Origin of the sequence: Paracoccus sp. NBH48 (assembly GCF_015390265.1) — a bacterium.
In the GTDB taxonomy this organism is placed as follows: Bacteria; Pseudomonadota; Alphaproteobacteria; order Rhodobacterales; family Rhodobacteraceae; genus Paracoccus; species Paracoccus marcusii.
Map to the genome: position 1 here is coordinate 307,106 of NZ_VUOJ01000004.1, position 11,346 is coordinate 318,451.

Annotated in this window: 10 protein-coding genes; 5 read left to right on the forward strand and 5 right to left on the reverse strand. The window is 71.3% G+C overall.

The window, feature by feature from the left end:
- Positions 1–21 precede the first annotated feature (21 nt).
- Entirely contained in the window at positions 22–1,383 is a 1,362-nt protein-coding gene (locus F1642_RS08350; protein ID WP_045981916.1) for a TldD/PmbA family protein, read from the forward strand.
- Positions 1,370–2,146: a 3'(2'),5'-bisphosphate nucleotidase CysQ gene (locus F1642_RS08355; RefSeq protein ID WP_194885980.1), complete on the forward strand. Its 777-nt coding sequence runs from the start codon at positions 1,370–1,372 to the stop codon at positions 2,144–2,146. Before F1642_RS08350 ends, F1642_RS08355 begins: the two co-directional genes overlap by 14 nt.
- On the opposite strand, the gene F1642_RS08360 is transcribed toward F1642_RS08355, so the two are convergent.
- Entirely contained in the window at positions 2,143–3,681 is a 1,539-nt protein-coding gene (locus tag F1642_RS08360) for an SARP family transcriptional regulator (RefSeq protein WP_194885981.1), read from the reverse strand. The two genes, F1642_RS08355 and F1642_RS08360, sit on opposite strands and share 4 nt — an antisense overlap.
- Positions 3,682–3,778: 97 nt before the next feature.
- On the opposite strand from F1642_RS08360, the gene F1642_RS08365 reads away from it, so the two are divergent.
- The 3 genes from F1642_RS08365 to F1642_RS08375 all read left to right on the forward strand — a co-directional run bounded on the left by F1642_RS08365 (position 3,779) and on the right by F1642_RS08375 (position 7,109).
- Positions 3,779–4,837 (forward strand): phosphatase PAP2 family protein, encoded by a 1,059-nt coding sequence (locus F1642_RS08365; RefSeq protein ID WP_194885982.1) that lies wholly within the window; start codon positions 3,779–3,781, stop codon positions 4,835–4,837.
- Positions 4,828–6,654 (forward strand): hypothetical protein, encoded by a 1,827-nt coding sequence (locus F1642_RS08370; RefSeq protein WP_194885983.1) that lies wholly within the window; start codon positions 4,828–4,830, stop codon positions 6,652–6,654. The genes F1642_RS08365 and F1642_RS08370 overlap by 10 nt, the downstream gene beginning before the upstream one ends.
- 77 nt (positions 6,655–6,731) lie before the next feature.
- The gene (locus F1642_RS08375) at positions 6,732–7,109 is read left to right on the forward strand and encodes a hypothetical protein (RefSeq protein ID WP_045981913.1); all 378 of its coding nucleotides are present in this window, start codon (positions 6,732–6,734) and stop codon (positions 7,107–7,109) included.
- A gap of 118 nt (positions 7,110–7,227) precedes the next feature.
- On the opposite strand, the gene F1642_RS08380 is transcribed toward F1642_RS08375, so the two are convergent.
- From F1642_RS08380 to F1642_RS08395, 4 genes are read right to left on the reverse strand one after another with little or no spacing between them, the layout of a single operon-like run.
- Positions 7,228–7,893 (reverse strand): membrane integrity-associated transporter subunit PqiC, encoded by a 666-nt coding sequence (locus F1642_RS08380; protein ID WP_255522283.1) that lies wholly within the window; start codon positions 7,891–7,893, stop codon positions 7,228–7,230.
- Positions 7,894–7,895: 2 nt separating this feature from the next.
- The gene (locus F1642_RS08385) at positions 7,896–9,947 is read right to left on the reverse strand and encodes an intermembrane transport protein PqiB (protein WP_139598278.1); all 2,052 of its coding nucleotides are present in this window, start codon (positions 9,945–9,947) and stop codon (positions 7,896–7,898) included.
- A 42-nt stretch (positions 9,948–9,989) separates the two neighbouring features.
- Positions 9,990–10,652, reverse strand: a complete 663-nt coding sequence (locus tag F1642_RS08390) for a paraquat-inducible protein A (RefSeq protein ID WP_194885984.1) — start codon at positions 10,650–10,652, stop codon at positions 9,990–9,992.
- Positions 10,649–11,344, reverse strand: coding sequence for a paraquat-inducible protein A (locus tag F1642_RS08395; protein ID WP_194885985.1), 696 nt, complete (start codon positions 11,342–11,344; stop codon positions 10,649–10,651). Before F1642_RS08395 ends, F1642_RS08390 begins: the two co-directional genes overlap by 4 nt.
- Positions 11,345–11,346 lie beyond the last annotated feature (2 nt).

An 11,346-nucleotide genomic window follows, 5' to 3' on the forward strand; every position in this document is an offset into this window, starting at 1 on the left:
CCTTTCGCCTGTGAGGCCCGCATGACCGACGCCGCCGACCCCCTTCGCCTTCAGCGCCTGTCCGAGGCGCTGATCGATGCCGCGCGCCGTGCCGGGGCCGACCAGGCCGACGCGCTGGCCGTCGACGGGCGGTCCGTCAGCATCGACATGCGGGCCCGCGCGCTGGAACAGGCCGAACGCGCCGAAGGGCTGGAGATCGGGCTGCGCGTGCTGGTGGGCGGGCGCCAGGCGGCGGTGTCGTCGTCCGACCACCGCGACGCCGCCATCGTCGAGATGGCCGCCCGCGCCGTCGCCATGGCGCGCGAGGCGCCGGTGGACGATCATCTGGGCCTGGCCGATCCCGGCCAGCTGGCGCGCCATCGCGACGCCGCCGGCCTGGAACTGGCCGAGGACGCGCCCGAACCCGAACCCCAGCACCTGCAGGACCTGGCGCAGCGCGCCGAGGCCGCGGCGCTGGACGTGGCGGGGATCTCTCAGGTCGAGGCGGCCAATGCCAGCTACAGCCAGCGGCGCATGTGGCTGGCCGCGTCGAACGGGTTTTCGGGTGGCTATGCCCGGACCGGGCATTCGCTGTCGGTCGTGGCAATCACCGGCGAGGGGCTGCGGATGGAGCGCGATTATGCGGGCGAATCCCGCACCTTCGCCGCCGACCTGCCCACCCCCGAGGAGATCGGCGCCCTGGCCGCGGAACGCACGCTGGCCCGCGCAGGCGGGCGCAAGCCGCCGACGGGCGCCTATCCCATCCTCTATGACCGCCGCGTGTCGGCCTCGCTGATCGGCCATCTGCTGTCGGCGGTGAACGGGTCGTCCATCGCGCGCGGGGCCAGCTGGTTGCGGCGCGACCTGGGCCAACCCGTCCTGCCCGCCGGGATGGACCTGGCCGAAGACCCGCTGCGCCCGCGCTATCCCTCGTCGCGCCCCTTCGACGCCGAGGGACTGCCCACGCGGGCGCGGATGATCGTGGCCGACGGCGTGCTGCAGGGCTGGACGCTGGACCTGGCCACGGCGCGCAAGCTGGGCATGGACAGCACCGCATCGGCGGCGCGGGGGCTGGCCTCCAGCCCGTCCCCCAGCCACAGCAACGTCATCCTGACGCCGGGGCGCGTCAGCCGCCAGGACCTGATCGAACGAATGGGCACCGGCCTGATCGTGACGTCGATGCTGGGGGCGTCGGTGAATGGCACCACGGGCGATTATTCCCGCGGCGCGGCCGGGTTCTGGGTTCAGGACGGCCGCATCGCCTGGCCGGTGAACGAATGCACCATCGCGGGCAACCTGCGCGACATGCTGATGACGCTGGAGGCCGCCGACGACGCCCTGCCGTGGCGCGGAACCGAGGTGCCCAGCCTGCTGGTCCAGGGCATGACCGTTGCCGGGGGCTGAGGCCGACCTGGACTTGCTGACCGCCGCCGCGCGGGACGCGGGGCGGATCGCCCTGCGGTTCTGGCGGCGCGATCCGCAGGCCTGGGACAAGGGGGGCGGCGCGGGCCCGGTGACCGAGGCCGACCTGGCGGTCAACGACGCCCTGCACGCGACCCTGACCGCCGCGCGCCCCGATTACGGCTGGCTGTCCGAGGAATCCGAGGCCGACCCCGCCCGCCTTGATGCCGAACATTGCTTCATCATCGACCCGATCGACGGCACCCGCGCCTTCATCGACGGGCAGGACGGGTTTTCCCATTCGCTGGCCGTGGCACGGGGCGACCGGATCGTGGCCGCGGTCGTCCACCTGCCGGTGCTGGACCTGACCTATGCTGCCCATGTCGACGGCCCCGCCACGCTGAACGGCGCCCCCATCGCCCCGACCGATGCAGCGATCGAGGGCGCACGGGTGCTGACCTATCGCGCGGTGGCCGATGCGCCGAACTGGCACAGCGGCATGCCCGGATTCCGGCGCGAGTTCCGGTCTTCGCTGGCGTGGCGGCTGTGCCTTGCTGCCGAGGGACAGTTCGACGCGGCGCTGTCGCTGCGCGCGGCGTGGGAATGGGACATCGCCGCCGGGGCGCTGATCGCGGAACGCGCGGGCGCGCGCGTGACCGACCGGCGGGGCCAGCCGATGCGGTTCAACAGCGAGGCCGCGCAGGTGGACGGGCTGATCGTGGCAGGCTCGCGCCTGCACGGTGCGCTGCTGGCCGCGCTGCGCTAGATCAGCCGTGATCCCGCGACCTGCAGCAGGCCCAGCCTGCGCAGGCTGTCCACCGGGTATCCGTCGCTGCCCATCAGGTCCAGACTGAAATCCGGCTCCAGCCTGCGCAGGGCCAGCAGGGCGCGGACGGTGCCTTCCTCGTCGCGTTGCGCATAACGCAAGGCGGCCAAGAAGCGCAGGGCAGGGCGGTTGTCGGGGGCAAAGCGGTGCACGGCCTCTAGGTGGCGGGTGGCGGCGGACAGATCGCCCGCGCGCATCATCGCCACCCCGATTCCCAAGTGCCAATTGGCGGGGTTCAGGCTGGACAGCGCCTGGTCCAGCCCGGCCCGCGCCTGCGCCGCGGAATCGGCAAAGCGGTCGACACCGGCCAGCGCGCGGGAATGGGCCAGCCGCGCCAGGGGGTTGCCCGGATCGGACAGCACGGCCTGGCGCGACAGGTCGAAGGCGATCTGGTCACGGTCCAGATAGGCCTCGACCACCGATTGCACGGCAAGGGCGGTGGCGTGGAAGGGCGCGGCCTGACGGGCGCGGGCGGCAAGCTCTGCCGCCTCGGCGATGGCCTGGCGGGGATCGGGGGTCAGGCGTTCAAAGGCGTGGGTCGTGCGGATCCAGGCGCGCAGCGACAAGGTCACTGCCGGGGTGATGCTGTCGCCCAGCTGCGCCAGGACCTGATCGGCGCGCGCCAGACGGGACGCGGAAAAGCTGAACACGTCCGCGAACGAGATTCCCATCGCCGCCCCAAGCGCCCGCCCCTGGTCCAGCACCTGCAGCATCCCCAGGCAACAGCGCGCGGCCAGGTCGTCCAGCCGTCCATCCAGGCCGGCCAGCGGCGCCGTCAGCCTCTGTAACCACATCACCCGGCCCGACGGCTGGTGGATCAGCCGCACCAGCAGGCTGAAGACGCCGCCCTGCACGTTCGCCATCGACGATACCCGTACATAGGCCCCCCGCGGCGCAGCCCCCGGCGAAAGGACCGCGATGGGCAGCAGGTCTGCGGCCCTGCCCGCGGCCTCGGACAGGATCATCGTGGCAAGCACCATCGCATCCTGCCCGATGGACACCGGGTCGGACAGCAGCAGGTCGGGCAGCGCATCCGCCGTGGCGACCTGGGGCGTACGGGCGGCCGCGGTCTGGCGCGCATCGCGCAGCCAGTCCTCGAACTCCGGGTCGGGGATGTCCAGGTCGGCCGCGAATTCAGGCACCTGGCCGTCGGGACCGGGGCGGGCGGCCAGATCCACCTGCACCCGGTCGGGGTCCAGCCCGACCCAGCCCGGCCCCGTGACCAGCGCGTCGCGGGCGGGGCCAAGGCCTTGGCGGATCTCTCTCAGCAGCTGGCGCAGGCTGGCATTGCCGTGATCGGGGTCGCGGTCACTGAACAGCAGGTCCTGCAGCCGCGCCCGCGTGACGCGCAGGCCCCGGGCCGTGCCCAGTACCGCCAGCGCCCCCCGGGCCCGCATGCCCCGCGGCGTCAGACGGCGGTCGCCCGGGCCGGTCATCTCGACCGGACCGATCAGGTGCAGGGTCAGACGGTCCATGGCGTTGTCCCAAAGGGCGATTTGCAAAAGGTTATCCAATCACGGCTTCGTGTGATAGATTAATCGGGTCACCCGTTCCTGTTTTCCCTGGTGCATCATGTCCCTGTTCCACGCCAAACATGCCAAGCATGCCAAGTCCGACGACATGCCGGACGGCCAGGGGGCGCTTTTGTCCCTTGCCCTGATGCGCACGCGCGATGCGATCGCGGGGACCGAGGATCCGCAGGGCCGGGGCGGTTCCCCCGCCATGCTGGCGCCGGGTGCGCGGCTGGCGCGGCTGGACCCGGACCACCGCGCCGCAATCCTGTTGGCGGAACTGTCCGAGGATCTGCCCCTGTCGGCCGATGACGGGGTCGCCGGTGCATCATCCGCCAGCCTGCTGTGCCGCCAGGCGGACGGAACCTGCGCCTCGCTGGTGCGGATCGACCGGCCCGATCTGGTGCAGTTCCGCGAGGCTGCGGCGATGGTCGGGCATTACGCCGAACTGCGCCCCGACCGCGCCCCCGAGATCGAGGTCCAGACCCACGGCCTGATGCCGTTCTTTGCCGCGATCCGCCCCCTGGAGCCGTCGCGGAACCCCGCCACGCTGGAGATGCTGGCCCGCGCGATGGACCTGACCACCGCCGCGGTCATGCGTCTCAAGCTGGCGTTGGCCTGTCCGCGTCCCACGCAGTTCAGCGACCTGATCCAGCCGATGATCGCCTGTCCCAGCCATCCCACCCTGCCCAGTGGCCATGCGACCCAGGCCTTTTGCCTGGCCACGCTGCTGACGCGGCTGGACGACCCACGGGCGCCGCTGCAGGCCGACGACCCGCTGTTCCGACTGGCCTGTCGCATCGCGGTGAACCGGACGGTGGCCGGCGTGCATTTCCCCGCCGACAGCGCCGCGGGGGCGGTGTTGGGGTTGCAGCTGGCGCATTACATGCTGGCCCGCGCCGATCCGGCCGCGACCGCCCACGGGGCGCAGTTCGACGGGCGGCTCTATCACGACGGCGGGGCCGTGCGCGATTTCCACTATGGCATCCTGGCCGAGATGCTGGACGACGCCGATCCCGCCACAAGGCTGCGGGGACCTGCACTGACCCCGCGCCCCGCGCCGTTATGGGCCACGCTGGTCGCGCGCGCCCGGGACGAACGGGCGGACCGGTGGAGCTGACAGCCACATGGACTACCCCGGGTCCCGCCCCGGCGGGGCTGTCGCCCGCGCTGGTGGAGTGGTGCCGGCGACACCGGGCGCCCCCGCCCACATCCGCGCCCGACCTTCCCGCGCTGATGGCGCAGGCGTTCGGGCGGATGGATCAGTCCTGGTTCCTGCCATCCGCGGTCCTGCCCCCGGACGCGGTGAACCGTGACCCGGCCCCTGCGGGCGCCGGACCGCTGATGGCTGCGGGCGCGCTGCCGGACCCGGACCGGGGCTGCATCATCGCCGTCATCGACGATGCCATTCCGTTCGCACATCAGCACCTGCGCCTGCCCGGTGCGCTGTCGCGGGTGGCGTCGCTGTGGGTCCAGGATGCCCGCGTCGATCCCGACGGTCCGGGCCGCGACCTGCCATGGGGAATCGAGCTGCGGGGCGCCAGGATCGGCGGCTGGCTGGCGGGACTGGAATCGGGCGCGATCGCGGCCGAGGATGCGGTCTATCGCAGGGCCGGGGTCGTGGCGATGGACCGCCGCACGACGCACAGCGCGGCCTTTGCCGCGGGTCACGGCGCGGCGGTGGCGCTGTTGGCCGCGGGCTTTGCGCCGGACGATCCGCGTGCCCGCGATCATCCGGTGATCGGCGTGACGCTGGCCCCCGGGGTGATCGCGGACACCTCGGCCACGCTGGCCCAGGACCCGCTGCTGGCCGCCATCGTCTTCGTCATCACCCGCGCCCGGATGCTGTGCCGCCAGGTCGAGGCCGCGCATGGCCTGCTTGTGGACAGCGTGCGCCTGCCCGTGGTGCTGAACCTCAGCTTGGGGCTGACAGCGGGGCCACGCGACGGCACAGGCCTGCTGGAACGTTTCTTGGATGCGCTGGCGACCCATGCGTCCACCGGGCTGGGGCCGGTGCATGCGGTGCTGCCCACCGGCAATCATCGCATGGCGCGCCTGCGCGCGACCCTGCGTCCCCAGGGCAGGATCGGATGGCAACTGCCGCCCGACGACGGGACCCAGACCCCGCTGGAGATCTGGGGGCCGGTCCGTCCCACGCGACCGGACTGGCCCATGCGGATCGGGCTGACGCCACCTGGCGGGACCGAGGCCCGGACCCGCTTTTGCGCCCCCGACCAGTCCAGCACGCTGCGCGACGGGCGGGGGCGCGATCTGGGGCGGGCGTTCTATCGGGTGATGCCGCATCCCGACGGCTGGCGCGAATGCATGACGCTGATCATGGCACCGACCTGCCCCGCGGCCGCGGGCGACAGCTGGGCGCCGCCCGGCCGGTGGGGGCTGGCGCTGGTGCAGGGGGACGGCGATCACGCGGTGTCGGTCCAGCGTGACGACGTCCTGCGCGGTTTCCCGCGAGAGGCGCGGCAAAGCTGGCTGTCCCAGCCCGCCTATGCCGACATGGACGCCCGGGGGTTTCCCGTCCTGCTGGACCCGCGGACCGCTGTCCCCGCGCGGGTACAGCGGGCGGACACGGTGAACGCCTATGCGACGGGGCGGCACGGCCTGCGGGTGGGCGCGGTGGACCGGTGCGGGCGGGGGCTGGCCTATGCCTCGTTGATCGGGGCGGCGCAGGGCGGTGATCTCTTGGCCTGCGTGGACCGGTCGCAGGCCCGGCCCGGCATGATCGTGCGCGGCCGCACCAGCGGCAGCTTTGCCGTGATGAGCGGCAGCTCGATGGCGGCCCCTCAGGCGACACGCTGGCTGGCCGGACACCTGGCCGACGGGGCGCGGCCCGACAGCCGCGCGGCGATCATCCGGCTGGCGCAGGGGGCGACGGACGTCCCCGTGCCGGTCCTGCCGACCGAACCGCAACGGGACTGATCCTTTCACGCCGGTTTCACGGCGGCATGCGAATCACGATGCACAGGACGAACGGATCGTCCGCAGGGGGACAGGCGATGAAGGACAAGGACACCGCGGAATTCCAGGACATGCTGGCCGCCCTGCGGATGCTGGGCGCGGACCCGGCGCCCGGCGCGTCGGTCGGGCGGGCGATGGCGCGGATGCAGACCACCGGCACCGCCGACCGGCCCAGCTGGGCCGCGCTGCAGCGGCTGGAGCGCGAGAACGAGCTGTTGATCGATCACGCGGAGATGCTGGCCTGCGCGCTTGGCGCCTGTCCGAACTGTTGGGGCACGCTTGAGGATTGCGAGGAATGCGGCGGCGTCGGGCGGCCCGGCGCCTTCAACCCGGACCGCACCTGCTTTGACCATTTCGTGCTGCCGGTCATCATCCGGGTGCTGGGCCACGGGCCCACCGAGACATCCGGCGCCTGATCCGCGCCGGAAGGGATACCTGCAGGGCCGTCTGTCGTGAGCGGTGTGGTGGTATTGGTGCCCGTCCTGCGGGTGGATCGGCGGAAGGCCGTCTGGGGCGGCCTTCCGCCGATCTTTTTCAGAACAGCGGCGGCAAGTCGAACGGATCGGACGCGGCCGGACGCGTGGTGGCGATGGTCGCCCCCGGCCCCGACAGCGTCGCGATCTGCTGTGCCAGGATCGAGATCGCCTGGCTGGCCGCGGCCGCCGTCGCGGCCGGCCCCTGCGCGGCCATCGGAACGCGGATGTCAAAACTGCGCGCGTGGTTCGTGCCGCCCCCCGACAGGCCGTCGTCGGACACGAAATACCGCCCCGACAGTCGATAGGTGGTGTCGGCCTGCGCCAAGGCGCGTTCGACGCGCACCTCCAGGATGCGGGCGGGGGGCTGGGCCAGGGGCCAGGGCTCGCTGATGACGGTGGCGCCGGACACGTCGCTGATCGCGCGGGCCAGCGTCGTGGTGAAGGACCGGGCCGGGTCGTCCGCCCACAGGTTGTCCGAATTGGACCGCACCGCCCCGTCGCCGGTCTGGAACGCGACCTCCTGGTCGGCGGCGTATTCGGGCAGGGACACGTCCTTGAGTTCCGCGGTGCCAAGGCGGTTGGGCACCTGGACCCCGGCCACCGGGGGGTCGATCAGGAAACGCCCGGTCTTTTCCGAGTTGGAACAGGCGCCCAGCAGGGACGCCCCGATCAGGACGGCGATGGGCAGGGCAGGCAGGCGCAGGGCGCGGTGGGGCAGCATCATGTCTATCGTCCCAGAATGAAGGCGCGGGGGTTGCGTTCGATCAGCCGGGCGACCGAGCCGATGGAGGAGGTGGCACGCCGCAGTTCGCGCAGCGCCCCGATCAGTTCGTTGTTGAAGGCCGACCGGTCGCCATAGCTGGCGAACAGCGTGTCGGCCCGCGCCGCGGTGACCTGCAGGCGCTGCAGCAGGTCGGGCAGCTGCTGGACCGAGGCCGCGATCTGGTCGGCGGCCTGGCTGGCGCTGTCCAGCGCGCTGTTAAGGCTGCCCACGGCGTTACCGTCGCGCAGGTCGTCCAGCAGGCCCGTGGCCGATTCCAGCACGTTGGACAGGTTGCGCGGCAGCTGTTCGGCATCCTCGCTGCCCAGCATGGCGCGCAGGTCGGCCAGGATTCCCTCGGCCTGCAGGCTGATCTCGGCAAAGCCGAACTCCTCGACCGAGGCGGCGGCGCTATCGATCTGTTCGACCATCTCGGGGACGCCCACGGCGGCCTCGGACACGGCGGTGAAGGCGGCGGAGGCCTCGTCCAGCATCCGGGCCAGGGTCTGGCCGCTTTCGGCCTGCCGCAGATCGCCCGTGATGGCGCTGATGTCGGCCAGGGCAACGCTGCCCCCCTCGATCGCCTCGCGCAGCGCACCGGGGATCGCACGGGTGTCCTGCGAGGTCGCCAGCGCGGTGATCCCGTCCAGCGTGTCGCGGGCCGAGGTTAGCAGCTCCTCGATGGGCAGGTTGCCGATGCGGTTGACCAGCCCCTGGGCGCTGGCGGTGAAATCGTCCAGATCGCCGGGCACCGACGGGATCAGCGGGTTCGGACCCGTTTCCAGATCGATCGTCGCCGGGCCCGCATCGGGCATGTCCACCAGTTCGACCATCAGGGTGGTGCCCAGGAATCCGGCGCTAGCCACGCGCGCGCGCAGGCCGTCGCCGACCTCCTCGGTCAGCAGGGCCAGCGCGTCGTCGGCGGTCGATCCGTCCGGCAGGCCCATGCGCCGCGGAGAGATCACCATGCTGACCAGCTGGCGCGGCACGGTGTTGCCCTGCTCATCCTCGGTCAGGCTGACGGCCAGGTCGGTCACGCGACCGACGCGCAGGCCCTGGAACTGGACATCGGCGCCGGTGGACAGGCCCTCGACGCTGTCGTCGATCAGTATCCCCACGCGCAGCAGGCGGGTGTCGTCATCCTCGAACCGGGCGGTGCGGGCCGTGCCCTCGTCCGCCTGAACGGCGAATTCCTGTCCGGGTTCGATGGGCGCGCCGCCGCTGACAAACGTCTCGAAGGCCACGCCGCCCTGCAGGAGCGACGACAGCGAATTGACGTTCAGCGCCACCCCCTGCGTCCCAAGCGAGACCGAGAAGCCGGACGTGTCCCAGAAGACGGTCGCGCTGGTCAGCCGCGCGTCATGGGGTGCCTCGACAAAGGCGTCCACGATGACGCGGTCGGTGCCGGAATCCACGCGGATGTTCTCCAGCCGCCCGACCTGAACGCCGCGGAACAGGACCGGGGCTCCTTCGGACAGGCCGTCGGCGGTCTCCATCGACAGGGTGACCCAGGTGCCGGGCTGATCGTTGCGGATCAGCGGCGGGCGGTCCAGTCCGGTGAAGCGTGCGGCCGGCTCGGACACCTCTGCGTCCCAGTAACCCTCGATGAAGGCGCCGCTGAGGACCGTGTCCAGACGGGTGACCCCCTGGGCGCTGACCTGCGGGCGGACGATCCAGAAGGACGCGTCGGCATCGATGAACTGCGCCACGTCGGTGTCCACGCGGACCGACACCACGACCCGCGACAGATCGTCGGTGAACTTGACCCCCTCGACACCGCCCACGGTGATCTCGCGAAAGCGCAGCGTGGTCTCTCCGGGCGTGATGCCGGTGGCGTCCGCGAATTCGATCTCGATCACGCTGCCCCGGTCGCGGAACGCGTTCCAGGCGATGCCAAGCGTCACGATCAGCGCCACGATGGGCACGATCCAGATGACGTTGATACCGGCCTGGGCCGCGCGGGCGGCCGTCTTGCGCACCGGGCTGGCCGGCGTCAGGGGCGGGGGTGTGTCCGTCATGAGGTCGTGATCCTTGGGCGTTCGTACTGGAAATGCAGTTGGTCAGGGTTCGCGGCGGGTGCGCAAGGGCAGGCCGCGCCAGATCAATCGTGCGTCAAAGCTTTGCGCAGAAAGCATCGTGAAGGCAACCGACAGGGCAAAGGACACCGCGGCCGGTCCCGGCCGGATCGAGGCGACGAAGCCCAGCTGCACCAACGCCGACAGGATGGCCACGACAAAGACGTCGATCATCGACCAGCGACCGATGAATTCGACGACCTCATAGACCTTCAGCCGCGAATGGGCCTGCTCCACGCTGGCCGGGCGGCCCGCGACGACGGCCAGCCAGGCGATGGCCAGGAACTTGCCCACCGGCACGATGACCGAGGCCACGAAGACGATCAGCGCGATGTCGTAATTGCCGTAATGCATCAGCTCGACCACGCCGCCCAGGATCGTCGCCTCGGAATTGCCGGCAAGGCCCGCGAAGGTCTGGGTGCTCATCATCGGGAAGACGTTGGCGGGGATATAGGCGATCAGCCCGGCCAGCCACCACGCCCAGACCTTCTGCAGGCCGCGCCGGTCGGGCGCGACCAGATGCGCGCCGCAGCGGTGACAGCGGGCCTGATCCTGGGGCCAGACCCGGCCGCAACGGTGGCACCCCGACAGCCCGGCGCGATGCGCGGTCAGGACGGGGGCATCGGGCTGTCCGGCAGGCGCGCTCATGCGTCGCCGGGGGTGGTCAGGGGGGCGGGGGTCTTGGCCTGATACTCGGTTTTCATGCCGGCATCCTCGATCGCGTCCCAGATCGAGGTCTGGCACATGAAGGCACGGCTGGCGAGGTTCACGAAGATCAGCGCGCAGAATGCCCAGAAGGCCGGGCCCAGATGGACGGTGGCAAGACCTGCGACCTTGATCAGCGCGACCGCGGTGCCGATGACAAAGATCTCGGCCATGGACCAGGGGCGCAGCAGTTCGGACCAGCGGAAGGCGATGGCCGCGTGGCGATGCGGAGGACGCCCCTGCGCCAGCGGAACCAGCGTATAGAGCAGCAGGAACGCGCGCAGGATCGGCAGGCCGATGATCATCGCCAGAACCGCCAAGACCAGCGGCAGCAGAACCCCGTCGGCAAAGGCCAGCGCCACGTCGAACAGCGAGCTGGCATTGCCGAAGCCCATCGCCGACACCTCCAGGAAGGGAAAGAACACCGCCCCCACCAGCAGCACCATCGAGGTGAAGGCCAGCGCGATCAGCTGCGCGAACGCGCCGTCGCGCGGCTTGGCCAGGACCGTGCCGCAACGGATGCAGCGCGCGGTCTCTCCGACGTCCAGATCCTCCTGGACATGCAGGGCGTCGCAGAGCGGGCAGGCAATCAGCCCTTCCCCGGTCGACAGATCATATGTTTGTTCGCGTTCCATGC